General features: G+C 36.8%; 24 protein-coding genes and 1 tRNA gene. 20 read left to right on the forward strand and 5 right to left on the reverse strand.

The window, feature by feature from the left end:
• Positions 1-102 precede the first annotated feature (102 nt).
• Entirely contained in the window at positions 103-876 is a 774-nt protein-coding gene (locus BQ5321_RS11425; RefSeq protein WP_071394610.1) for an ABC transporter ATP-binding protein, read from the forward strand.
• Between the two features lie 61 nt (positions 877-937).
• Here the strand turns inward: BQ5321_RS11425 and BQ5321_RS11430 are convergent, their stop codons facing one another.
• The gene (locus BQ5321_RS11430) at positions 938-3,442 is read right to left on the reverse strand and encodes an EAL domain-containing protein (protein WP_071394611.1); all 2,505 of its coding nucleotides are present in this window, start codon (positions 3,440-3,442) and stop codon (positions 938-940) included.
• Between the two features lie 321 nt (positions 3,443-3,763).
• Here BQ5321_RS11430 and hflX point away from each other — a divergent pair, with 321 nt between their 5' ends.
• Complete coding sequence (hflX, locus tag BQ5321_RS11435; protein WP_071394612.1) at positions 3,764-5,026, forward strand: GTPase HflX; 1,263 nt, start codon at positions 3,764-3,766, stop codon at positions 5,024-5,026.
• Positions 5,027-5,035: 9 nt separating this feature from the next.
• Positions 5,036-6,307, forward strand: a complete 1,272-nt coding sequence (locus BQ5321_RS11440) for a methionine gamma-lyase family protein (protein WP_071394613.1) — start codon at positions 5,036-5,038, stop codon at positions 6,305-6,307.
• Between the two features lie 104 nt (positions 6,308-6,411).
• Here BQ5321_RS11440 and BQ5321_RS11445 read toward each other — a convergent pair whose 3' ends face one another.
• Positions 6,412-6,864: a ferritin-like domain-containing protein gene (locus BQ5321_RS11445; protein ID WP_071394614.1), complete on the reverse strand. Its 453-nt coding sequence runs from the start codon at positions 6,862-6,864 to the stop codon at positions 6,412-6,414.
• A 214-nt stretch (positions 6,865-7,078) separates the two neighbouring features.
• Between BQ5321_RS11445 and BQ5321_RS11450 the strand changes: the two genes are divergently transcribed.
• The 5 genes from BQ5321_RS11450 (at position 7,079) to BQ5321_RS11470 (ending at position 12,022) form a co-directional block, all read left to right on the forward strand.
• The gene (locus BQ5321_RS11450) at positions 7,079-7,486 is read left to right on the forward strand and encodes a MerR family transcriptional regulator (protein WP_071394615.1); all 408 of its coding nucleotides are present in this window, start codon (positions 7,079-7,081) and stop codon (positions 7,484-7,486) included.
• Positions 7,487-7,560: 74 nt separating this feature from the next.
• The gene (glnA, locus tag BQ5321_RS11455; RefSeq protein ID WP_071394616.1) at positions 7,561-8,910 is read left to right on the forward strand and encodes a type I glutamate--ammonia ligase; all 1,350 of its coding nucleotides are present in this window, start codon (positions 7,561-7,563) and stop codon (positions 8,908-8,910) included.
• Between the two features lie 274 nt (positions 8,911-9,184).
• A complete protein-coding gene (locus BQ5321_RS11460; RefSeq protein ID WP_071394617.1) occupies positions 9,185-10,213 on the forward strand; it encodes a Delta(5) desaturase DesA in 1,029 nt (342 codons plus the stop codon).
• Between the two features lie 72 nt (positions 10,214-10,285).
• Positions 10,286-11,407, forward strand: coding sequence for a sensor histidine kinase (locus tag BQ5321_RS11465; protein WP_071394618.1), 1,122 nt, complete (start codon positions 10,286-10,288; stop codon positions 11,405-11,407).
• Between the two features lie 15 nt (positions 11,408-11,422).
• A complete protein-coding gene (locus tag BQ5321_RS11470; protein ID WP_071394619.1) occupies positions 11,423-12,022 on the forward strand; it encodes a response regulator transcription factor in 600 nt (199 codons plus the stop codon).
• Positions 12,023-12,238: 216 nt separating this feature from the next.
• Here the strand turns inward: BQ5321_RS11470 and lexA are convergent, their stop codons facing one another.
• The gene (gene lexA, locus BQ5321_RS11475; RefSeq protein WP_071394620.1) at positions 12,239-12,862 is read right to left on the reverse strand and encodes a transcriptional repressor LexA; all 624 of its coding nucleotides are present in this window, start codon (positions 12,860-12,862) and stop codon (positions 12,239-12,241) included.
• A 154-nt stretch (positions 12,863-13,016) separates the two neighbouring features.
• Between lexA and yneA the strand changes: the two genes are divergently transcribed.
• The 4 genes from yneA (at position 13,017) to tkt (ending at position 16,853) form a co-directional block, all read left to right on the forward strand.
• Positions 13,017-13,337, forward strand: coding sequence for a cell division suppressor protein YneA (gene yneA / locus BQ5321_RS11480; protein ID WP_071394621.1), 321 nt, complete (start codon positions 13,017-13,019; stop codon positions 13,335-13,337).
• A gap of 22 nt (positions 13,338-13,359) precedes the next feature.
• Positions 13,360-14,016, forward strand: a complete 657-nt coding sequence (locus BQ5321_RS11485) for a YneB family resolvase-like protein (protein WP_071394622.1) — start codon at positions 13,360-13,362, stop codon at positions 14,014-14,016.
• Between the two features lie 307 nt (positions 14,017-14,323).
• A complete protein-coding gene (locus BQ5321_RS11490) occupies positions 14,324-14,554 on the forward strand; it encodes a DUF896 domain-containing protein (protein ID WP_071394623.1) in 231 nt (76 codons plus the stop codon).
• Positions 14,555-14,855: 301 nt separating this feature from the next.
• Positions 14,856-16,853 carry a transketolase gene (gene tkt, locus BQ5321_RS11495; RefSeq protein ID WP_071394624.1) on the forward strand — a complete coding sequence of 666 codons (1,998 nt, stop codon included), beginning with the start codon at positions 14,856-14,858 and terminating at the stop codon, positions 16,851-16,853.
• A gap of 99 nt (positions 16,854-16,952) precedes the next feature.
• On the opposite strand, the gene BQ5321_RS11500 is transcribed toward tkt, so the two are convergent.
• Positions 16,953-17,924 (reverse strand): bile acid:sodium symporter family protein, encoded by a 972-nt coding sequence (locus BQ5321_RS11500; RefSeq protein ID WP_071394625.1) that lies wholly within the window; start codon positions 17,922-17,924, stop codon positions 16,953-16,955.
• A gap of 517 nt (positions 17,925-18,441) precedes the next feature.
• Here BQ5321_RS11500 and sirA point away from each other — a divergent pair.
• From sirA to BQ5321_RS11525, 5 genes are all read left to right on the forward strand, one after another.
• Positions 18,442-18,879: a sporulation inhibitor of replication protein SirA gene (gene sirA / locus BQ5321_RS11505; protein WP_071394626.1), complete on the forward strand. Its 438-nt coding sequence runs from the start codon at positions 18,442-18,444 to the stop codon at positions 18,877-18,879.
• An 87-nt stretch (positions 18,880-18,966) separates the two neighbouring features.
• Positions 18,967-19,182: a YneF family protein gene (locus tag BQ5321_RS11510; protein ID WP_071394627.1), complete on the forward strand. Its 216-nt coding sequence runs from the start codon at positions 18,967-18,969 to the stop codon at positions 19,180-19,182.
• A 154-nt stretch (positions 19,183-19,336) separates the two neighbouring features.
• The gene (locus BQ5321_RS11515; RefSeq protein ID WP_071394628.1) at positions 19,337-20,044 is read left to right on the forward strand and encodes a cytochrome c biogenesis CcdA family protein; all 708 of its coding nucleotides are present in this window, start codon (positions 19,337-19,339) and stop codon (positions 20,042-20,044) included.
• A 194-nt stretch (positions 20,045-20,238) separates the two neighbouring features.
• Positions 20,239-20,598: a response regulator gene (locus BQ5321_RS11520; RefSeq protein WP_071394629.1), complete on the forward strand. Its 360-nt coding sequence runs from the start codon at positions 20,239-20,241 to the stop codon at positions 20,596-20,598.
• Positions 20,599-20,831: 233 nt separating this feature from the next.
• Positions 20,832-21,314 carry a CcdC family protein gene (locus BQ5321_RS11525; protein ID WP_071394630.1) on the forward strand — a complete coding sequence of 161 codons (483 nt, stop codon included), beginning with the start codon at positions 20,832-20,834 and terminating at the stop codon, positions 21,312-21,314.
• Positions 21,315-21,374: 60 nt separating this feature from the next.
• On the opposite strand, the gene BQ5321_RS11530 is transcribed toward BQ5321_RS11525, so the two are convergent.
• Positions 21,375-21,800, reverse strand: coding sequence for a DUF2621 domain-containing protein (locus BQ5321_RS11530; RefSeq protein ID WP_071394631.1), 426 nt, complete (start codon positions 21,798-21,800; stop codon positions 21,375-21,377).
• A gap of 278 nt (positions 21,801-22,078) precedes the next feature.
• On the opposite strand from BQ5321_RS11530, the gene BQ5321_RS24260 reads away from it, so the two are divergent.
• From BQ5321_RS24260 to BQ5321_RS11545, 3 genes are all read left to right on the forward strand, one after another.
• A tRNA-Sec gene (locus BQ5321_RS24260) sits at positions 22,079-22,175 on the forward strand.
• A gap of 187 nt (positions 22,176-22,362) precedes the next feature.
• Positions 22,363-22,941 (forward strand): hypothetical protein, encoded by a 579-nt coding sequence (locus tag BQ5321_RS11540; protein ID WP_071394633.1) that lies wholly within the window; start codon positions 22,363-22,365, stop codon positions 22,939-22,941.
• 76 nt (positions 22,942-23,017) lie between these two features.
• Entirely contained in the window at positions 23,018-23,383 is a 366-nt protein-coding gene (locus tag BQ5321_RS11545; RefSeq protein ID WP_071394634.1) for a hypothetical protein, read from the forward strand.
• Positions 23,384-23,559: the final 176 nt, after the last annotated feature.

A 23,559-nucleotide genomic window follows, 5' to 3' on the forward strand; every position in this document is an offset into this window, starting at 1 on the left:
TTTTTTGTTTTATGACACGTTTCACAATAAAATTACCCATATTTCTATTATTAGCTAGGCAAAAAATTGTAAAATAAAGAGAGTAAAAGGGGGATAGACCTTATGGTACTACATATGGAAAATGTTTCGTTAAAAAGAGATGGCGCTTGGATATTACAAAATGTGTCCTGGGATATTAAAAAGGGAGAGCATTGGGTTCTATTTGGGTTGAACGGGTCAGGAAAAACAGCGATATTAAATATGTTAAATGCTTTCCATTTTCCTTCTAACGGTCAGGTAACTGTACTAGGCAAGAAATTTGGGAAGACCTATCTTGGGGAAGAGCTGCGCAAGAGGATTGGATTTGTTTCATCAGCACTTCAAGAAAAGCTTCACCAGCATGATAATGCATTTGAGATTGTGTTAAGTGGAGCGTTTGCCTCCATTGGTTTGTACGATCGACCGACGGATAGGATGAGAGAAAGGGCTATTGATCTATTAAAGCAGTTAGGTTGTTTTGAATATGCGAATCGTAATTACAATACTTTATCACAGGGAGAAAAACAGCGGGTTCTGATAGGACGTGCTTTGATGGCAGAGCCTGAGCTGCTCATATTCGATGAGCCAACGAATGGATTAGATTTTATAGCTAGAGAACAGCTGCTCGATACCATCCAAGCCATCGCTCAAAGACCAGATTCTCCTACCATGATTTATGTAACACATCATGTTGAAGAGATTTTACCTGTTTTTAACAAGACACTGCTATTAAAAAAGGGACAGGTGTTCTCCGCTGGGAATACTGAAAAAATGATATCCAGTCAACAGCTTTCTGAGTTCTTCAACATACCTGTTACTGTATTTTGGCAGAACGATCGACCATTTATATCAAGATAAAGATTATGAAGCGGCAAAGAAACAAGCTTAACCGTTTAGTGGGTTAAGCTTGTTTTTTGCATCAGTGATGAAAGAACTGAGCACGATCAGTAATTTTAATAAAGCTGCAGTCGGGTAGCAGTAGCTCCTTATTATATTCTAGCTTTAATTGATCCATAAGGGGTACCATACCGTATTTTTCGAACTCCTCTGGATTAAACTTAAATCCGTATTGAAAGAGCCCGTCATCAAGTGATTTACACCAGACATTTTTGCCTTGTAATGACAAATCTTTCTCAAAGAGTGTAGTTGTAATTCCTAGGATAATCTCTTTATTAATGGGAAATTTAATATTTGATACATAACATAAACCTCCTGCTCCAATATCTTCAATTAGAATGGAGCTGCTCCCGATTGATACATGCTTATCATGTAAATAATGAATCGTTAAAGAGCCTAGGAGTGGATATTTAAATAAAATCCTAAAAAACTGTCTTCGATTTGGAACCGTTTTTTTTAGCGAAAGAAAGGTGTCAGCTCTCCCAAGCTTGCCGTGTGTGATTAATGCTTCAAAATCCTTGGCAAGAAGTGGCTTACTTAGGTAATAGCCCTGGATATAATCACAATGATGCTCTTGTAAAATATCAAATTGCTTTTTGTTTTCTACACCTTCAGCCACTACCTTCATATCTAACTGATGGGCCAATTGAATGGTTGCTTTTGTAATTTGGAGACTATCTGCGCTTGATTGAATATCCTTTATAAAGGAACGGTCTATTTTTAATTGGTCGAAATTTAATTGTTTTAATGTTTTTAGTGAAGAATAGCCAGTGCCAAAATCATCGATAGAGAACCTAATGCCTTTTTGCTTCAATATCACCATTTTCTGCAAAACATCTTCATAGCTATCAAAAATAATATTCTCCGTAATTTCAAAATCGAGTAATTTGGGATTAACTTTCGTTTCTTTTAAAAGGTCAAAGATAAAATCAGTAATCTTCTCATCGGAAAATTGAATGGGCGAAAAATTAACAGAAATAGGGACTAAATGCAAGCCTTTTTGTTTCCATTCCATCATTTGATAGCAAACACTTCTTAAAATCCATTCACCTAATCGGATAATTAAGCCGGTTTCTTCTGCAATGGTAATAAATTCGTTTGGGGACACAGTACCCCATTTAGGATGCTCCCAGCGGACTAACGCTTCCGCACCGATAACTTTTTGACTCGTATTGAATTTCGGCTGGTATTGAATAAAGAATTCATTATTTTCAAGTGCTGTTTGAATATCATTTTGCAGGTTCAACTTTTTATAGGATTCAACATCCATTAAGTTTTGGAATAGATGATAGTGATTTTTTCGAATTGCTTTTCCCTTTGCTAAGGCAATACCTGCTTTTTCGATTAAATCCACTCCATTTTTTCCATCAGTTGGGAATAAACTGATACCGATGCTAGCTGTAACGGATAAGGATTCTTCCTGTAATAATATTGGCGTATTAATGATTTGCAGTATTCTTTCTGCCAATTCTATTGCTTGACTTATATTCTGTAAATCTCTTAATACAATAATAAATTCGTCACCACTAAAATGAGAGACAATGTTCTCAGTTGTTTGTCTGATTGTTTTTAGACGATTAGACACTTCAATTAACACTTGATTCCCAGTTTGAAAGCCATAGTGATTGTTAATATATTTAAAGAAATCAATCCCGATATTTAATACAGCGAAGTCTCCTTGTTTTTGACACAGCTTATCTAATTGTAATTCGATGCTTCTTCCATTAGGTAAATGGGTCAATGGATGGTGGAAATTTAATTCATACAGCGTTTCTTCGTATTCTTTTTTCTTCGTGATATCTTTTCTAATGGCAATAAATTGATATGGAGTTCCATTCTCATCTAATAGTGGGACAATGGTACTATCTGCCCAATAGAAGCTGCCATCCTTTGATTTGTTTTTAATCTCCCCGTGCCAGACCTTTCCCTGGGTAATCGTCTCCCACATTGCTTTATATACTTCATCATCATGATAGCCGGATTTAATAATTCGATGATTTTGACCGATTAATTCTTCCAAACTATATTTTGAAAGCTCGCAAAACTTGTTGTTTGCATAGAGAATGGTCCCCTCGGAATCCGTAATGGTAACTTCAGAGGTTAAATGAAGTGCATTTGTGATTACCTCTAGATTCTTCATACTGGATACTAATTGGTGTTCAGACTCTTTCAGCCCAGTAATATTGATCGTAATTCCAAACACATGCTCGGCACCTTTGAAAAAGGTGCGGCTCATCAGCCAACGAATTTTTCCATCGGGACGGATGATGCGATATTCATACAGATTTGCTTTCCCATCGGATAATTCTTTTTGTAGTCCTAAAAAGATATTGAGATCCTCTGGATAGATATATTTCTGCCAGAGTGAAGGGGATTGTATGATTGTATCGAAAGGAATTCCTGATATTGTTTCAATTGTAGGAGATAAATAAGTGATTTTATGGCTTTCGAGAGACATTTCCCATACACAAACATCCTTATATTCAAATAAGTATGGGCTTGGCTCATTTTTATTTAAAAAATTCATAATTAATCCCCCATAAAAAGATAAAAAAGATCGGAAAAATTTAATAAAGATTTTAGTTCTATTATACTATATTTCCAATTTTTATCTATGAGAAAATTCATGTTTTTTACTAAAAATCTGAATATATGTGTAATTTAAAAATTATTACATTCATATTATATACGAATAACATGGAATATTAGAATAATTCACTAATAAAATTATATCAAGAAAATATAAAAATAATAACAGAAATAAAATTTGTCCCCTATTAATGGAAAATTAGAGTTTAAATGGGATATTTGGTATGATGAAAAAAAATGCCAGAAAGAAGGGGTTAAGATGGAGCAAAAGCTGGAGCAAGAGAAAGTCATTCTTGTAGGCTGTCAGACAGCAGAGGATGATCTGCCATTCCAATACTCAATGGAAGAATTGGCATCACTGACGGAAACCGCAAATGGAAGGGTACTATCTCAATTAACCCAAAAAAGAGAGAGAGCAGACAATGCAACCTATATTGGCAGAGGCAAAGTAGAGGAATTAAGTGCCCTTGTGGATGAATTGGAAGCGAACTTAGTGATTTTTAATGATGAATTATCACCTAGTCAGGTTCGTAATCTAGCTGCTAAAATAGATGCGAGAATTATTGACCGAACTCAATTGATTCTTGATATTTTTGCGCAAAGAGCAAGGTCGAAGGAAGGAAAGTTACAGGTAGAGCTGGCCCAATTGCAGTATTTATTACCGCGGCTTGGTGGACAAGGCACACAGCTTTCAAGGCTTGGGGCTGGGATTGGTACAAGAGGTCCTGGTGAAACAAAGCTGGAAGCAGACCGTCGCCATATTCGAAACCGCATCCATGATATTGAGGCGCAGCTGAAAGGGATTGTTGAGCACCGGGAAAGGTATCGTGAAAGACGTAAGAAGAACCGTGCCTTTCAGGTTGCGATTGTTGGGTATACGAATGCCGGAAAATCAACCTTATTTAACCGTTTAACTGAGGCGGCTTCACTTGAAGAGAATCAGTTATTTGCGACTCTCGATCCTATGACCAGAAGATGTATTTTACCAAGCGGGTTTACGGTTCTCATGACAGATACGGTTGGTTTTATTCAAGATTTACCGACAAGCCTGATTGCTGCCTTCCGTTCAACTTTAGAGGAAGTCAAGGAAGCGGACCTCATCCTTCATGTAGTGGACTCATCAAACCCAGATTATTTTCAGCACGAGCAAACAGTTAATGAACTGCTAGAGGAGCTAGAACAAGGACAAATCCCGCAGATAACGGTGTATAATAAAAGGGATGTCCAGCATCAGGACTTTGTGCCTTCCGCAAAAAATCAATCGATTCAAATAAGTGCATTAGTGGAGCAGGATCGTATCGCATTAAAACAAGCGATTGAAATGAAAATGATTGGTATGATGAATTATTATCATGTTGAAGTACCTTCAACAGAGGGGAAATTGCTGTCACAATTAAAGAATGATACGATTCTAAGGGAGCTGACCTTTGATGAAGAGAACCAATGGTATGTTTGCAAAGGTTATTCATTAGCGGATCATCCCATTGTTGGTCAACTGCAACAATATACTGTAAAGAGATAGGGGAAAGACATGTTTTTATCATTAACTTATGGGGAAGTATTACAGCCGCTTGTAGCAGAAGTGGAGCAGCAAATTAAAAATAAGCATGCAGAAATTGAACAAAGAATAGATCGCAATCAGTTTCGGGTACTGCAAAGCTTTCAACACAATAAAGTAAGTGATTCTCATTTCATCCCATCTACCGGCTATGGTTATGATGATTATGGCAGAGATACACTTGAAAAAATTTATGCAGAGGTCTTCGGAGCTGAAGCTGGATTGGTTAGACCTCAGATTATCTCTGGAACCCATGCGATATCGATTGCATTATTCGGTGTGCTCAGACCGGGAGATGAGCTACTATACATAACAGGAAAACCGTATGATACCCTCGAGGAAATAGTCGGTTTACGAGGAAAAGGAACAGGTTCTTTAAAGGAGTTCGGCATCACGTATAATAGTGTGGATTTATGCGAGGATGGACGTGTTGATTTTCAAAAAGTTTCAAAAGCTATGAAAGCAAATACAAAAATGATTGGCATTCAGCGTTCAAAGGGATATGCAACAAGGCCGTCCTTTACGGTTGCTGAAATAAAAGAAATGATTCAATATGTGAAGGAGATAAATCCTGAAGTAGTGGTATTTGTTGATAATTGCTATGGGGAGTTTGTAGAGGATATAGAGCCCTGTCATGTTGGAGCCGACTTAATGGCAGGTTCACTAATCAAAAACCCAGGCGGGGGCCTAGTGAAAACTGGCGGCTATATTGTTGGTAAGCAGCAATGGGTAGATGCCTGCTCATATCGCTTGACATCTCCTGGGATAGGAGCGGAGGCTGGAGCTTCGCTATATAGTTTACTTGAAATGTATCAAGGTTTTTTCCTTGCTCCACATGTTGTTGGACAAGCTTTAAAAGGTGCTGTATTTACAGCTGCCATGCTTGAACGAGTTGGGATGAATTCTAATCCGAAATGGGATAGTAAACGAACTGATTTGATTCAGTCAGTACAATTCGATGATCGTGATAAAATGGTTGCCTTTTGTCAGGCTATTCAATTTGCATCGCCAATTAATTCCCATGTAACCCCATATCCTGCCTATATGCCAGGCTATGAAGATGATGTTATTATGGCAGCAGGTACATTTATTCAAGGGGCAAGCATCGAGCTTACAGCTGACGGTCCAACAAGATCTCCGTATGTTGCTTATGTACAGGGTGGTTTGACCTATTCACATGTTAAAATGGCTATTTGTATCGCATTAAATTCATTGCTTGAAAAAGGTCTCGTTCAGTTGAAATAGATTTAGTGTATAAGAACCCTACCTGATACGAGGATTATTAAAAGGAAGAATAGTTAAAATTCTTCCTTTTTATATAAAATCATAGAAGAATACCAAAGGGTGAATCAGGTTCTGAGCCAATTAAGATTTACTAAAAAATATAAGAACCAGACAGCGTGATTTTGTTCGTCTGCGGCTGCACGTCGAAAAACATCTTTTACATATGGATAACTGCTTTTATCTGCTATTTCTAAATAAAAACTAACGATAGATTGCTCATTACGTATAGCGAGCTCAATTCCTTTGCGATAAGAATTGGGACCATTTCCATTTAGCTTAGGCCTAGGCTGCCTACCTGTTAAAGAGGAGTAGATCTGAATAAATTGTCTATAATGCTTTTTTTCATCGCTGAGAATTTTAAGTATTTGTTTTCTTTCTTTTTCAAAACGTGCTAGTTTTGAAATTTTTTCGTAGTAATGGATGGCATTGTATTCATCATTAATAGCCTGTTCAATGTCTTTAATCAGCTGCTTCGTTTGCCTCTGATAACAATAATGCAGCGAATAGGATGGATACATAATTTTTACCTCCTCAACGAAAGCTAGGATAGTATATGGACTTTCGGGTATTAAGTGCAGGTCTGAAGATCAGTTGTCCTTGTTTCATTGTTAAAAAGTGAAAGAAAAAAACTTTATAAATACGATGTAAGAATTTCTAACATTTGATTGACGTATTTTCTGACGTGGCATATAATAATTTTAAGAATAAGAAAAAGGAAATGGGGAAATGCCAATGACAGGAAGTCAAATTCGTCGCTCGATGCCACTCTTTCCAATGGGGACAGTGATGCAACTTACTGATCTAACTGCTCGGCAAATCCGCTATTATGAGGAACACGGTTTAGTGAATCCTGAAAGAAGCGAAGGTAATCGCCGGCTCTATTCCTTAAATGATATTGATACTTTATTGGAAATTAAAGATTTAATTGACCAGGGTGTAAATTTGGCAGGGATTAAAAAAATTTTTGCCGTTAAAGAAGAACAATCAATAGAGCATGAGCTGCAGAAACAAGCCATTAAAGAAAAGCGTGAGCTATCTAATGAGGAAATTAGAAAGCTGCTCAGAAAAGAATTAACAAATGCTGGTCGATTTAACCGTCCATCAACACGCCAAGGAGATATGTTCCGCTTCTTTCACTAGATTGATTGAAAGAAGTCTATGCAGCAAAACATGTAAAATTCAAATGCAGAAGATTCTGGGAGGAAAATTGTAGTATGGCAAAGTACACTAAAGATGATATTAGACGCATGTGTTCAGAACAAAATGTTAAATATATCCGACTTCAGTTTACGGATATTTTAGGTGTAATTAAAAACGTGGAAATACCGGTTAGCCAGCTTGAAAAAGCAATTGATAATAAAATGATGTTTGACGGTTCTTCCATTGAAGGATTTGTACGGATTGAAGAATCCGATATGTACTTATATCCGGATTTAGACACTTTTGTTGTTTTTCCATGGACGGCAGAAAAAGGCAAGGTAGCTCGTTTTATTTGTGATATTTATAATGCAGATGGTACCCCATTTGCTGGGGATCCGCGTAATAACCTAAAACGAGTATTAAAGGAAATGGAAGAGTTAGGTTTTACTGATTTCAATCTTGGACCTGAGCCGGAATTCTTCCTGTTTAAGCTTGATGAAAAAGGGGAACCAACATTAGAACTCAATGATAGTGGAGGCTATTTTGATTTAGCACCTACTGACCTTGGTGAAAACTGTCGTCGCGATATCGTTCTTGAGCTTGAAGAGATGGGCTTTGAAATAGAAGCTTCACATCACGAGGTTGCGCCAGGACAACATGAAATTGACTTTAAATATGCGGATGCAATCACAGCTTGTGATAATATCCAAACATTTAAATTAGTCGTTAAAACAATTGCTCGTAAACACGGTCTACATGCAACATTCATGCCAAAGCCATTATTTGGTCTAGCGGGCTCTGGAATGCACTGTAATTTATCTTTATTTACTAATGGAGAAAATGCGTTCTATGATCCTACAGCAAACATAGAGTTAAGTGAAACAGCCCATCAGTTTATTGCAGGTATTGTTAAGCACGCTGAAGCCTTTACAGCCATAACAAACCCAACAGTAAACTCGTATAAGCGTCTTGTTCCAGGATATGAAGCACCATGTTATGTTGCGTGGTCAACAAGCAATCGGTCCCCATTAATTCGTATTCCGGCATCTCGTGGCTTAAGTACACGTGTAGAAGTCAGAAGCGTTGATCCAGCTGCCAATCCTTATCTAGCGTTAGCGGTGTTATTAAAAGCAGGACTCGATGGAGTGGAGAATAAATTAACCCCTCCAGCGCCAGTGGATCGCAACATCTATGCAATGGATAAGGAAGAACGTTTAGCAGAAGGCATTACTGATCTTCCAGCAACACTTGCACAAGCTATTGAAATTTTAAAATCCGATGAAGTTATCGTATCAGCTTTAGGTGGCCATATCTTTGAACACTTTATTGAAGCGAAAGAAATTGAATGGGATATGTTCCGTACCCAAGTACATCCTTGGGAACGAGAGCAATACATGAGCGTATATTACATGAGCGTATATTAATAGAAATTCCCCTCTCAGCGCAAAACGTTGAGAGGTTTTTTTGTTAAAGAAATCATTATTCACCGAACAAAGGATTTCCTCACAAAGATTCAATTTAACAGTTAAATGCTCATCATTACAAATCTTTCCTTATTTGGATTTTTACTTATAATTTCTCCAAAGAAGAACAAACTACCAATGATAATAATTTATTAGTCTTACTCAATGCTCGTCATTAATAACAATAAAATCACTATATACTACAGACTTAATCATTAGGAGGACATATTAAAGTATGACAAAACAATTGCAAAAGGAATTGAAGAAGACTATTGCTCCTTTCGAGAATGCGAATCTCAAAAATAGCATGATCCAGATACTGAATACCGTCATGCCTTTTTTTCTTTTATGGTATCTTGCGTATGAAAGCCTCTCCTTTTCCTATCTTATAACCATTCCAATAACCGCAGTTGCGGCAGGCTTTCTTGTAAGGATTTTTATTATTTTTCATGACTGCTGTCATCAATCCTTTTTTAAAAATAAAAAAGCAAATGAATGGGTTGGAACCATTACTGGAATATTAACATTATTTCCTTATCATCAATGGAGGCATAGTCATAATATCCATCATGCAACAAGTAGTAATTTAAATAAAAGGGGAACAGGCGATATATGGGTTATGACGGTAAAAGAATATCAAGAAGCTTCTTTTTGGAAGCGAATGGCCTACAGACTATATCGAAACCCGCTTGTAATGTTTGGATTAGGTCCTTTATATTTATTTTTGATTTCAAATCGTATCAATCGCAAGGCTGCACGTTTAAAAGAACGACTCAACACATACTTCACTACAATAGCGGCACTATTACTATATGTACTAATGTGCGGGCTAATCGGCTGGCAGGCTTTTTTCATGATCCAGGGGCCGATTTTATTTATATCAGGTTTCCTAGGTATTTGGTTATTTTATATTCAACACCATTTTGAGGATTCATATTTTGAAGCAGAAGAAAATTGGGACTTTGTAAAAGCAGCAGTTGAAGGAAGTTCATTTTATAAACTGCCAAAAGTACTTCAGTGGATTACAGGAAATATAGGCTACCATCATGTACACCATTTAAGCCCGAGAGTACCGAATTATTACCTTGAGGAAGTACATGACCATAATCTACCCTTAAAAACAGTGCCAACTGTTACCATCCGTTCAAGCCTACATGCCATTCATTATCGACTGTGGGATGAGGGAAGCAAGCAGTTTGTCAGTTTCCGGGATATCAAAAAAAGAGCCGTAAGACAAAAATTATTTCATAAGATGGTGGATTAAAAGGAAGTTTATTTAAGACTTCCTTCTTTTCTTTTGTTATGATAGTACTATCCTAAATAAAGAGGTTTCTGAATGAAAAAAAGATTGCAATTGTTCTCAAGTAGTACAGGAGTATCACCGTATATATGGTCGCTGTTTGCGGTTTTACCGTTTTACTTCATTTTCCAATGGTCCTCGATTGCGCAAATTGTAACAGGGATAGTGCTGTCTGTTTTCTTTTTTGTTTCCTATCGGTTTGCTTTTATTTCAACTACCTGGATGAAATATCTGTGGACTAGTTTACTAATGGTTATTTCTCTTACAATGACAACCTTCTTAGGCTATGTCTATTTTGCTTTTTTTCTGGCTTATTTAATTGGGAATTTTAAAAATAAAGTAGCCTTTGTTACCTTTTATGTTATTCATTTGGTAACTTCAACAGTGGCCATAAATTATAATTTTATTATTCAAGATGAGCTTTTTTTAAAGCAGTTCCCCTTTATTGTCATTATTTGGATTAGTGTGATACTATTGCCATTTAATATTTATAATCGAAAAAAACGAGAGCAATTAGAAGCTCAGCTAGCCTTTGCTAACAAGAGAATTTCTGATTTAATTGTACAAGAGGAACGGCAGCGTATCGCCCGTGATCTTCATGACACATTAGGGCAAAAGCTTTCGCTCATTGGTTTGAAAAGTGACTTAGCTAGAAAAATTATGGATAAGGATTCTGCACAGGCACGGGCTGAATTAAAAGATATTCAACAGACGGCAAGGACAGCTTTAAATGAGGTTCGGAAAATGGTCTCTAATATGCGGGGTACAAGGATAAAAGAGGAGATTAGCCATATTAAGAAGCTACTTGCGGCTGCGGAAATTAATGTGAAAATAACGGGTGAAAACTCACTCTCCAATGTATCATTATTTTTAGAAAATATATTAGGAATGTGTTTAAAGGAAGCAGTAACGAATGTTGTAAAACACAGTAAAGCCTCTAATTGTTGCATTAGTTTTCATCAGTCGAGTAAGGAGATTATCATTACCATTAAAGATGATGGAATAGGCATGGCATCTGAAGATGGTATGGAAAAGGGAAATGGACTAATTGGAATGAGAGAAAGATTAGAGTTTGTAAATGGCTCTCTGGAAACAAAATCCGAACAAGGAATGAACGTAATTATAAAGGTGCCGAATGTGGTAAAGCAATCTGAATAGTGGAGGTGCAATTAAATGATTCGTATTGTGATAGCTGAGGACCAGCAAATGATGTTGGGTGCACTAGGTTCCTTACTTAATTTAGAGGAGGATATGGAAGTAGTAGGGAAATCTAGTAATGGGGAGCAGGCAGTTGAACTTGTACATAAATATCAACCAGATGTTTGTATAATGGACATTGAAATGCCGATAAAAAGTGGTCTAGAAGCAGCTGAAGAACTGAATGGACTTGGATGCAAGGTCATTATCCTTACAACATTCGCCAGAACTGGATATTTCCAGCGCGCATTAAAAGCTGGTGTAAGTGGTTATTTATTAAAAGATAGTCCAAGCGAAGAATTAGCTAATACTATTCGTAGTGTAATGGCGGGTAAACGGGTTTATGCACCGGAGCTAATGGATGATTTCTATAGTGAAGAAAACCCATTAACTGAACGAGAGAAAGAAGTGTTAGAGCTTGTTGCTGACGGGAAGAATACGAAAGAAATTGCGGATGAGCTTAGCATTAAATCTGGAACCGTTCGAAACTATATTTCTACTATATTAGATAAATTAGAAGTAACGAACCGGATAGAAGCAATAAAAAGGTCAAGGGAAAAAGGCTGGTTTAAGTAGTAATGGGGCGTAAGTATCTCTTTGTGGGAATCTTACGCCTTTTTTAACTTCATTCAGCAAATGCTTCTTCGATTCAGTGGGGGTACAAACCCCGGCTGAATGAAGTTAAGCCTCCGGCGGATGTCTCGGATTTTTAAAGGTAGTTTATCGAGCGGGTTCGATAAAAATCCGGACGCAAATTCGACGGGCGAATTTGATTTGTTAGTACTTTAAGAATCAATGAATATGACGATATACCCCAATTACTTTTCCTAATATGGATACGTTTCGAAGAATAATAGGATCCAAAGCAGAATTTTCCGGCTGAAGTCTAAAATAATCCGTTTCTTTAAAGAAACGTTTTACCGTCGCTTCATCTTCATCTGTCATTGCCACAACAATATCCCCATTATTGGCAGTGCTTTGCTGTCGAACAATCACATAATCACCATCAAGAATTCCAGCTTCAATCATACTATCTCCCATCACTTCGAGCATAAATAATTGTTCATCAGAAGGCGCAAGGCTTTCTGGCAATGGAAAAAACTCTTCAACGTTTTCAATTGCTGTAATGGGTTGTCCTGCTGTCACTTTACCGACTATAGGTACATTAATGACATTGCTTCTTGGAATATGAGCATCTTCATCTATATCAAGAATTTCAATGGCTCTAGGTTTTGTTGGATCTCTTCTTATTAATCCCTTTGTTTCAAGACGGGCTAAATGACCATGAACTGTTGAACTAGATGCAAGTCCTACTGCTTCACCGATTTCTCTTACGGAAGGTGGATACCCTTTTTGTTTGACTTCATTTTTGATGAATTCGAGGATATCCTGCTGACGTTTTGATAGTTTTGCCATCTATATCACCCCTTATTATTTTCTTATTATATTAATAATAGCATGAAATAGCTTTGCATACAAACATAAGTTCTAAAAAAAGTTGACACAAAACAAATGTTCGTACTATAATGGACACATAAAGAGAACGTATATTCGAAAATGAGGTGCGAACATGAGAAAATTGTGGAGTAAATACTCATATGCTATTATTCTAGTTGTTTTATGTATGATTTCCTTAGTTGTTATTAAGGTTAATTTGCCTCTTTCACATGATCATTATATGACTATAACAGTATCAGCAGGAGAATCACTTTGGGAGCTATCACAAAAATATGAAGAGCAGCATGGTTTATCGGAAAGGGAATTTATCAAATGGGTGGAGCATTACAACGGAATCTCAGGAGATCACATCTTTGTTGGCGATAATCTCACCATTCCGATTAAATCTGGCCATGCAGAGTTGGTGGAGATTCAAGATTTAGCAAGTAATTAAAAAGTAAAATCGGGGAGGAACCATGAAAGCAATCGTTTACTGCAGGGTTAGCACAGAAAAAGAAGCGCAGGAAACATCTCTTCAACGTCAGGAAATAGAGCTGCTTGAATTAGCGAAAATAAATCACTTTGACGTCGTGAAAGTGATTAAAGAACAGGCAAGTGGTTATGATTTAGAGCGGGATGGAATACTAGAGCTGTTATCCCTTATAAGTAGCAAACAGGCTTCAGCCGTTCTAATACAGGATGAAACTAGATTAGGACGAGGCAATGCAAAAATTGCCTTGCTTCACTGTATCTTAAAGGAACAGGTAAAACTTTACAGTATTGCACATAATGGTGAATTACAGCTTTCTGATTCAGATTCAATGGTATTAAAAATTGTCAGTATGGTAGAAGAATATCAGCGGAAATTACATAATGTAAAAATAAAAAGAGGTATGAATAGGGCGATAAATAATGGCTACCAACCGCAAAAAAACCTTAAACATCAAGGGAAAAATGCTGGACGTGAAAAGATTGTTGTGCCATTAGAGGAAATTATTCGTCTTCGAAAAAACGGACTGACCTTTTCAGAAATTGCTGCAACCTTAAAGGGCTTTGGATATTCTATTTCAAAAGCAACGGTTCATCGCAGGTATCAGGAATTCATGGAGGAAAGTGAAAATACGGCAAAATAGTTGTCAATCAGACTAGTTTTTAGTATTATGTCTTGTATCCTATTGATTAGAATTTAACTTCATTCAGCCAATGCTTTTTGTACCGAAAGCTTGCGACAGGTACAGAAATCCTCCACTTCTACAAGTGGGGGATGAATGCAAATAGTTCTTCGATTCAGTGGGGGTTCACACCCCGGCTGAATGAAGTTAAGCCTCCGGCGGATGTCACGGATTTTTTTAAAGGTAGTTTACCGAGCTAGCTCAGGTAATCCGGACGCAAATTCGACGGGCAAATTTGATTCAATGTTTTTGGAGTAAGGAGGACAAGATGCTTTCTAAAGAAAAATTGGCAAGGATTAATGAATTGGCTAAAAAGTCAAAGGAATCAGGACTAACCGAGCTTGAAGCAAAGGAGCAGTCAAAGCTACGCGGTGAATACTTACAAACATTTCGTTCATCCATGTTAAATACGTTAAAAACGGTCACAGTTATTGATCCTAAAGGCAATGATGTAACCCCTGAAAAATTAAAAAAAATGCAGCGTAAAAATTTGCATTAATTAAGTAGAGCGAACTTTGTTAAGTGATTACTATTTGAAGGATCACCATCAGAGTTAGCTCTTTTTTACATAGATTTTTTGATTAAGGATATCCTAAGCAAGTCATTCAGATTTCGAATAAATAAAATACTTCTTCATATTACATCATTTAGAAATGGTCAATATGAAAAATATTGTTTTTTTCTCAGATTTTGTTGAATAAAAAACCTTCTCACTATAATATTAAAAGCGTAGTCATTTGCGAATGGATTACTATTAAGGTATGACCATTCAATATAGATTGGAAAGGATGTTAATTTTTATGTTTGATCAAGTCGATTCGTTAGCCATTGCGTCAATTCGAACATTATCCATTGATGCAATCGAGAAAGCCAATTCCGGTCATCCAGGTATGCCAATGGGTGCTGCTCCAATGGCCTATACTTTATGGAGCCGTTTTATGAATCATAATCCTAAAAACCCTCAGTGGTTTAATCGTGATCGTTTTGTTCTCTCAGCTGGTCATGGTTCTATGCTGTTGTATAGTATGCTTCATCTATCAGGTTATGACGTAAGCATGGATGATTTAAAAGAATTCCGTCAGTGGGGTAGTAAAACTCCTGGTCACCCTGAATACGGTCACACTCCTGGTGTAGACGCTACAACTGGTCCGCTTGGACAAGGAATTGCTATGGCTGTTGGGATGGCAATGGCTGAAAGACACCTTGCAGAGGTGTATAATAAAGACAATTATAAAGTAGTTGATCATCATACATACAGTATTTGTGGCGATGGCGATTTAATGGAGGGTGTATCAGCTGAAGCAGCTTCACTTGCTGGTCACTTAAAATTAGGCCGTTTAGTTGTTCTTTATGATTCTAATGATATCTCACTAGATGGTGATTTAAACCAATCCTTCTCAGAAAGTGTAGAAAACCGTTTTAAAGCTTATGGATGGCAATATCTACGTGTAGAGGATGGAAATGATCTTACAGAAATTGCTAATGCTATTGAAGAAGCGAAGAAGGATGAACTTAGACCAACATTAATCGAAGTACGTACGGTTATTGGATACGGCTCACCAAATAAATCTGGAAAATCTGCTTCACATGGTTCTCCACTTGGTTCAGATGAGATTAAGTTAACAAAAGAAGCATATAATTGGACATTTGAAGAGGACTTCCATGTCCCAGAAGAAGTCTACGACCAATTTAGAAAGTTAATTGTTGAACAAGGTGAGAAAAAAGAAAAAGAATGGGCTGAACTATTTGCTCAATATAAAAATGAGTTCCCTGAATTAGGTAAAGAGCTTGAACAGGCTATCCATAATGAATTACCTTCGGATTGGTTAAAAGACCTTCCGGTATATGAAGAAGGTAAAGCACTTGCAAGCCGTGCATCATCAGGTGAAGCATTAAACGGAATTGCAAAAAATCTCCCTTCTTTATTTGGAGGATCTGCGGATTTAGCGGGCTCCAATAAAACGTTGATTAAAGGAACTGCTGACTTTTTACCTGGATCTTACGAGGGTAGGAATATTTGGTTTGGTGTTCGTGAATTTGCAATGGGTGCTGCCTTAAATGGTATGGCATTACATGGTGGATTAAAAGTTTTTGGCGGAACGTTCTTTGTGTTCTCTGATTACTTACGTCCTGCTATTCGATTAGCTGCTCTTATGTCATTACCGGTAACATATGTATTTACACATGATAGTATTGCGGTAGGTGAAGACGGTCCTACACATGAACCGATTGAGCAATTATCTGCCTTACGTGCTATGCCAAATCTTTCTGTAGTCCGTCCTGCAGACGGTAATGAGACAGCGGCTGCTTGGAGACTTGCAATTGAATCAACTGATAAACCAACTGCGCTTGTTTTAACAAGACAAGACCTTCCTACTATTAAAGGTTCTGCTCAAAATGCCTATGAAGGAGTATCTAAGGGTGCATATGTAGTGTCGCCAGCAAACAAAGATACAGCAGATGTATTATTAATTGCCTCTGGTTCGGAAGTAAATCTTGCAATTGAGGCACAAAAAGCGTTAGAAAGTGAAGGTATCTATGCTTCTGTTGTCAGCATGCCTTCATGGGACCGCTTTGAAGCACAATCTAAAGAATATAAAGAAAGTGTTATTCCAAAGGCAGTTAAGAAGAGATTAGCAATAGAGATGGGATCATCTCTAGGCTGGCATCGTTATGCTGGTGATGAAGGTGATGTTCTAGCAATTGATACATTTGGAGCATCAGCACCAGGTGAAAAAATTATGGAAGAGTATGGATTCACAGTCGAGAACGTTGTAGCAAAAGTAAAGGCTCTATAATTCTTTCTAGAAAGCAAAATGAGGAGAATTAAGTAATCTCCTCATTTTGCTTTTTTATTGGCTCTGTAAACGTGGATGTTGATTTCCGTTCCGATGATATTAGATGCTAACCCTTTTCTTTTCTTCCGTATTTTGATAGGCAAAATGACGATCAAGAAAGGCTCCGAAAATGGAAGCTAATATTTGTTGGAAAAGCATAGATACTACAACAGGAATAATAACGGCAGATGGAAAATATGCCATTGCGATTACGGCTCCAGAGCTTATGTTCCTCATTCCACCGGAAAAGGTATAGCTGATAATTGTTTCTTTATCATAGTTTAATAGCTTTCCTAAAAAATATGAGAAAAGATAGCCAGTAAAGGCAATGAAAAAGACCACTAAAACAATGAATAGGAGTTTAAGTTGAATGTTCATTAAGTAGGGAGCAACAACTGCTCCATTTAACATAACGACCAAACCAAGAAAAATCTTCGAAATTGGTGACAATCTTGGCTTCCAAACATCCTTTACCTCTCCTTTTGTCAGCTCGTTTAATGCCATCCCAAGTACAGAAGGAAGGACAATCATAAAGAAGAGACCTTTCATCATATTGATAGTATCTAAGTCTACTTGCTGACCAACCATCAGCGATAAGCTGAAGGGAACAATAAAAGGGGCAATTAACGCATCAATTAGGATTAGAGCAATAGTTAAAGCGGTATTGCCTTTTTTCATAGATACCCAAATAAAGCTAGTTACTCCTGTTGGAATGACCATCCCTAGAATAATTCCCGTAATGGTCAGTGCATCTCCATTAAAAGCTAATTGTCCAACTATCCAAGCCCAAAGTGGCATGACAATGTGGATGAAGGATAGAAGGATAATAACTGGTAGTGGATGTGTAACAGCACCCTTTAATGATCGAAAGTTCATACTCAAGCTTCCTTCAAATGTCATAAAAGCGAAAAGCCATGGAACTAAAAATGCGAAATCCTTTACATAATAAGAAAAGATAATTCCTAAAAAGACACCAGTCGGTGTAATAAAGGGCATCATTTTTTCAAGTCTTTTATTAATCTGCTGCAGCATATTAGTCTCTCCTTCAAAAATCCTAGATTCCCTTTATGATTTAACATGCACAAGAATTTATATGACCATAATTCTAACCTATTTTCTAAGTGTTTTGTAAAGTTTTTCGCCATTATCAGGTGAATTTTTAAAGTAAAATGAATAATGGGTTGATTCGTCTGGTGCAGTGATTAAATTTTACTAGCATTAGTTCTGTTAACTTCATTCAGCAAATGCTTTTTGTCCCGTAAGCTTGCGACAGGTCCACTTCTACAAGTGGGGGATGAATGCAAATGGTACTTCAATCCAGTGGGGGTAAAAACCCCGGCTGAATGAAGTTAAGCCTCCGGCAGATGTCACGGATTTTTTAAAGGTAGTTTACCTGAGCTAGCTCAGGTAATCCGGAATCAAATTCGAGGGACGAATTTGCTTATGATGCTTTCGACAAAAATAGGTTAATTTCTTGACAGGAACAGACATCCTCTTTAGTTGTCCTTTCTTATAATAATAGAAAAGGGTAGTTTAGAGGAGGATTAATGTGAGAACATATCAGCTTTATTTGATTGATGATGAGTTTGCCTCCCATTACTTCGGAAAAGAGCGGATGGTCTATCAGCTTTTTAAAGATTATCAAGAGGCATTTGGAGAATATAAAAAGCTACTTGAAAAACAGATTCACTATATTCTTAAGCCTATTCAAGAACTTAAAGTCCACCAATTTGTAACGCAATACCTACAAAATAGCCATGATTTTTATACCAATAATGGAACATACTATATTGAAATAGGAAAACGAAGTACGGCAAAGTTAGAAGTACATGAGCGATACTTAGTGTTGAAGGCCAATGGGAATTACGAAGCAGAGACCATATTTTTTGAAGTCCTGAGAAAGACAGAAACGTCATTCATCGCAATCGATCTGGATCATCAGAGATGTGGTTGGCTGAAGCCAATTAAAGAAAGAAAATTTGTCTAGAAGGTAGAGAAATCATTTTGATTTTATTGTATAATAACCTTTGGTCTAGTACACTGTATGATAGACAACATGAAGGAGGAAGTTTGAATGGGTATGTACATTCTAGTCGGTGCATTAGCATTGATTGCTGGTGTAGCACTAGGATTTTTCATTGCTCGTAAGTACATGATGAGCTATTTGAAGAAAAATCCACCAATTAATGAACAAATGCTAAAAATGATGATGATGCAAATGGGTATGAAACCATCGCAGAAAAAAATCAATCAAATGATGCAAGCCATGAATAAACAACAAGGCAAGTAATTTTGACAAGCACTCAGACTATATGAGTGCTTTCTTTATGAGAAAAAGACAATAAATATTCATTATTGTCACAAAACATTCACAGTTCAAAAAATATCATTTCTTGTCAACCTTTGGTAGAATGGATAAAGATTCACGAATGGGGGACGGAATCATGTCAGATTTAAATGTTTTTATTGCAATGGGAGCAGGTTTTTTAAGCTTTATTTCACCATGCTGTCTTCCACTATACCCAGCGTTTCTTTCCTATATTACAGGGATGTCAGTGGGAGAACTGAAAAGTGATAATGGGATGTTGCAAAGACGAAGCATGCTACATACACTCTTTTTCTTAATTGGTTTTTCTATAATCTTTATAGCCATTGGCTTTGGCACAACTGTTGTTGGCAGCTTCTTTATGAATTATCAGGATTTAATTCGTCAAATTGGTGCCATTTTTATCATCATATTCGGTTTAATGACCGTGGGGATCTTCAAACCTGAGTTTATGATGAAGGATCGTCGTTTTGAATTTAAAAATCGACCTTCCGGGTTTATTGGATCAATCTTAATCGGAATGGCCTTTGCGGCCGGCTGGACTCCTTGTACCGGTCCGATTTTGATGTCAGTGATATTACTTGCAGGAAGTAACCCTGAATCTGGAATGCTGTATATGATTGCCTATACCTTAGGCTTTGCTATTCCTTTTTTCATTCTGTCCTTTTTTATTGGGAAAATGGGCTGGATTCGGAAACATAATATGAAAATTATGAAAATCGGCGGCTGGCTGATGATCATTATTGGGGTTTTCTTATTTTTCGATTGGATGACCGTGATTATTTCTTTATTATCCGCTCTTTTTGGTGGCTTTACAGGTTTTTAATAGAAAAATTATATTCATATATTCCTTGAAAAAATGCATGCATGAATTGTAAATCAACATAGGTTCCTTTATATTTAGTAATAGGAAAAGGTTTTTAACGAGCGAGCTCGTAAATATCCGGAGGCAAATTCGATGAGCGAATTTGATTACTATCTTTATATAGATTCCGTTTGACTAATGAGGAGGAACACATTTTGGCTAGAATATTAATTGTTGATGATGCAAAATTTATGAGAATGACTTTATCTACTATTCTTACAAAGGCAGGACATGAGATTGTTGGCGAGGGTGAGAATGGCAGAGAGGCTGTTCGCTTGTACCGTGAACTACAGCCTGATTTAGTCACATTGGATATTACAATGCCTGAAGTAAGCGGTATTCAAGCCATTAAGGAAATAAAAAATGAATTCCCAAACTCAAAGGTCATTATGTGTTCGGCTATGGGGCAGCAAAAAATGGTGGTAGAGGCGATTGAATCGGGAGCAAAGGATTTTATTGTTAAGCCATTTGATGCATCACGTGTAGTGGATGCTATCGATAGAGTACTTAAATAGTACAGGTAAAGCTGGCAGCTGTAAAATGGTTGTCAGCTTTTCATTATTATGGATGTATTTTAATATCCCTTAGGATTTAAATCACATTTAGAGATGGTTGGCTGTGATATGATTGATTATAACATTACGACCACTAATTCCCCATTAGGAATATTGCAAAATGGTTTCATCGAGTGGCTTGGATGAGATATAATGTTATTGCGTTTTGATTTAAACAAAAAGGGATGAAAAATATGGATTTAGTCCTTGTATCTTCAGTAGGTGCTGTCGGCATGGCGATTTTTGCTATGTTTGTGAGAATGAAGGCAGCAAAAAAACCTGCGTCAATTAAAAAAATATTATTGCCTCCTGTATTTATGAGTACAGGCGCCTTAATGTATGTTTTTCCGGAATTTCGATTAACCTCAATGGAAATAATCGAGTCCATTGTTATTGGTATGTTGTTTTCGATATTGCTTATAAAAACAACCAAATTTGAAATCAAGAATCAAAATATTTATCTAAAACGTTCGCGTGCATTTATGTTTATTCTACTAGGGTTATTTGTTATCAGGCTTGCCGCAAAGATTATCCTTAGCTCCACCATTGATTTCGGCGAACTAAGCGGGATGTTCTTCTTGTTGGCATTCAGCATGATTGTGCCTTGGCGCGTGGCCATGTATACAAGCTTTCAAAAGTTGTCCAGAGAACTAAATGCTTCCGCAGCAACTAAATAAGTTAATGAAAGCATATAAAAAAGGCATCTAGGATTTTTAATCCGATGCCTTTTTTATATGTTAAAATAAATGGCTATAAGGAGTCAGCTCTATTTGTTTTTCTTCCAATTTCTTACGCAGGAATTTATGGTCTCGCTTTGGAGTAGCCATAATATATCCTCGAATCACTAAATCCTGATCAACTCTATCTACTTTTTCCTTCAAGGCAAGCTCACCGATTTTCCCGGCAATTTTATGCTTGGCTACGTCACGAAACAGCTCTGGAACTGGTGATACTAAATCAGTAAGCAAGTCCTTCTCCTCCTGGTGCCAAAGATGAATCGTGTTATTAACATAATAATCTTCCCAGTCCATATCTGATTTTCCATCTTCCTTCGGCAGCTTTTTCAAAAACTTTCGGAACATAAAGAAGCCACCAATTGCAAAAGATCCTATTAAAACAATAACCCAAAACAGGATGAACCATAGAAACCAACCATCTAGCATATTATTCACCTACATCATTATTCTATCATTCTAATTATATAATTTTTCTTATTTTCAGACAAGGTAGAATGATTGCGGAAATAATCGTTCTATTTTTTGACTATTTCCAATCGGTTCCATGAGGTTCACGGTAAATAAAGAGAAAGTAATGAAATTTAGGTGAGATTAGTCTGTTTTTTTCTATAAGATTCTGAATTCATACATAGAATTGTCAATATATTCTTCGCTCTAGGGTGTTGAGAAGTCATTGTTTTTTTAGTATACTAATCAATGTAAACGGGGCTCAATGGGGTACTGGTGTCCCCCGCGGTCTTCAAAACCGTCTGTGAGGCACGTGTTGTCTTAGCTGGGTTCGATTCCCAGGGGGTCCCGCCAATTTACATAAACTATTCAGGAGCTGCTCTTTTTTTAGGGCAGCTTCTTTTTGCGTCGTCTAGTTACAATATCTGTTCACTCTTAAAAATTAAGATTTTCTTAAGAGATCTATTAAGTATTTCTTATGGTGTGGTTTGTATATTGAATATAGAAATTGTTACTTTGATAACAGAAGAGGAGGATGATTATGACGGAGAATAAAGTATATATTCTTTTAACAGATACGAGTTCATTTTTTACAAAGATAATAAAACTCTATACTAAAAAACCTTATAATCATGCGTCCATATCCTTCGATCCTGAATTATCAGAGGTATATAGCTTTGGACGAAAAAAGGTTGGGAACCCATTTCATGGGGGATTTGTAAAAGAAGACGTGAAGCAAGGTCTATTTAAACAAGCAAAGTGTGCCGTTTATTCACTTACAGTAACTGAAGAGCAAATACAAATAATGAAAGACTATATAGAGGAAATTAAGGGACAAAAGGAAAGTTATCGCTATAATTTTTTAGGCTTATTGGGATTTATTTTGAATAAGCCAATAAAAAGAAATAAGGCATTTTTCTGTTCTCAGTTTGTTGCATCGGTTTTAAAAAGGAGTAACACCCTAGATTTTGAGAAGCCTCTTTCACTTATTGCGCCCTATGACTTGCAGGAAGTACCTGAATTGAGGCTGGTCTATGAAGGAAAGCTAAAGGCTTACCATCAAAGAAGAGAAGGGAATGAAACGTGTGTTCCAGTTTCTTGGTTCTCAGTGCCATTGTAATCGTTCATATATGAGATGAACATAGTAAAAAAGAAAGTGTACTAGATTAGTACTTAGTAGAAAGGGAAGTGAAACTATGGAAAATATTTCAGAAGTTGAGAAATTAGAATCATTAAAATCATTCCAATCTACGATCAGAAAAACCGAAAAGGCATTAGCTCAAATGACTGTGAAAGGCGCAAATACTACCTTAGTAAAAAAACGGCTCAATGCTTTTAATATCGGATTAGCTATGCTCGAAAACGTTTGGAATCAAAAACCTTATCATTACACCAATGAAGAATTAGAAGCAGCGCGTAAGGTTCTGATTGGTCTATTGCCATCGATTGAGAATATTTATACTAAGTCTAAAGCAGGTAGTCCGCAAAGAACGCTACTAGAAAGAAGAATAGAATCATTGGAGCTGGCTATTCATGCCATTGATGAGCTTGCCGAACATTAAACTTAACCTCAATATATTTTCATGATGCAGTTGCTCGAAAAAATGAGCAGCTGTTATTTTTTTTGAACAATTTTAATCGCTTTTTTTCTTAGACAACCTCCAAATAGTCTTTTCAGAAGAATGGGCTGATAGGCAAGCTACCAAATACCGGTTCAGAAAATAAGTTGCCTATATAA

Origin of the sequence: Bacillus tuaregi (assembly GCF_900104575.1) — a bacterium.
In the GTDB taxonomy this organism is placed as follows: Bacteria; Bacillota; Bacilli; order Bacillales; family Cytobacillaceae; genus Bacillus_BD; species Bacillus_BD tuaregi.

Coding starts and splice junctions, on each gene's coding strand:
- BQ5321_RS11490 (WP_071394623.1), top strand. CDS start 14,324: ATGCTTTCTAAAGAAAAATTGGCAAGGATTAATGAATTGGCTAAAAAG.
- BQ5321_RS11445 (WP_071394614.1), bottom strand. CDS start 6,864: ATGTATCCATCCTATTCGCTGCATTATTGTTATCAGAGGCAAACGAAG.
- BQ5321_RS11485 (WP_071394622.1), top strand. CDS start 13,360: ATGAAAGCAATCGTTTACTGCAGGGTTAGCACAGAAAAAGAAGCGCAG.
- BQ5321_RS11465 (WP_071394618.1), top strand. CDS start 10,286: ATGAAAAAAAGATTGCAATTGTTCTCAAGTAGTACAGGAGTATCACCG.
- BQ5321_RS11540 (WP_071394633.1), top strand. CDS start 22,363: ATGACGGAGAATAAAGTATATATTCTTTTAACAGATACGAGTTCATTT.
- BQ5321_RS11500 (WP_071394625.1), bottom strand. CDS start 17,924: ATGCTGCAGCAGATTAATAAAAGACTTGAAAAAATGATGCCCTTTATT.
- BQ5321_RS11510 (WP_071394627.1), top strand. CDS start 18,967: ATGGGTATGTACATTCTAGTCGGTGCATTAGCATTGATTGCTGGTGTA.
- hflX (WP_071394612.1), top strand. CDS start 3,764: ATGGAGCAAAAGCTGGAGCAAGAGAAAGTCATTCTTGTAGGCTGTCAG.
- BQ5321_RS11460 (WP_071394617.1), top strand. CDS start 9,185: ATGACAAAACAATTGCAAAAGGAATTGAAGAAGACTATTGCTCCTTTC.
- BQ5321_RS11470 (WP_071394619.1), top strand. CDS start 11,423: ATGATTCGTATTGTGATAGCTGAGGACCAGCAAATGATGTTGGGTGCA.
- BQ5321_RS11515 (WP_071394628.1), top strand. CDS start 19,337: ATGTCAGATTTAAATGTTTTTATTGCAATGGGAGCAGGTTTTTTAAGC.
- lexA (WP_071394620.1), bottom strand. CDS start 12,862: ATGGCAAAACTATCAAAACGTCAGCAGGATATCCTCGAATTCATCAAA.
- BQ5321_RS11430 (WP_071394611.1), bottom strand. CDS start 3,442: ATGAATTTTTTAAATAAAAATGAGCCAAGCCCATACTTATTTGAATAT.
- tkt (WP_071394624.1), top strand. CDS start 14,856: ATGTTTGATCAAGTCGATTCGTTAGCCATTGCGTCAATTCGAACATTA.
- BQ5321_RS11525 (WP_071394630.1), top strand. CDS start 20,832: ATGGATTTAGTCCTTGTATCTTCAGTAGGTGCTGTCGGCATGGCGATT.
- BQ5321_RS11530 (WP_071394631.1), bottom strand. CDS start 21,800: ATGCTAGATGGTTGGTTTCTATGGTTCATCCTGTTTTGGGTTATTGTT.
- BQ5321_RS11440 (WP_071394613.1), top strand. CDS start 5,036: ATGTTTTTATCATTAACTTATGGGGAAGTATTACAGCCGCTTGTAGCA.
- BQ5321_RS11545 (WP_071394634.1), top strand. CDS start 23,018: ATGGAAAATATTTCAGAAGTTGAGAAATTAGAATCATTAAAATCATTC.
- BQ5321_RS11425 (WP_071394610.1), top strand. CDS start 103: ATGGTACTACATATGGAAAATGTTTCGTTAAAAAGAGATGGCGCTTGG.
- yneA (WP_071394621.1), top strand. CDS start 13,017: ATGAGAAAATTGTGGAGTAAATACTCATATGCTATTATTCTAGTTGTT.
- glnA (WP_071394616.1), top strand. CDS start 7,561: ATGGCAAAGTACACTAAAGATGATATTAGACGCATGTGTTCAGAACAA.
- BQ5321_RS11450 (WP_071394615.1), top strand. CDS start 7,079: ATGACAGGAAGTCAAATTCGTCGCTCGATGCCACTCTTTCCAATGGGG.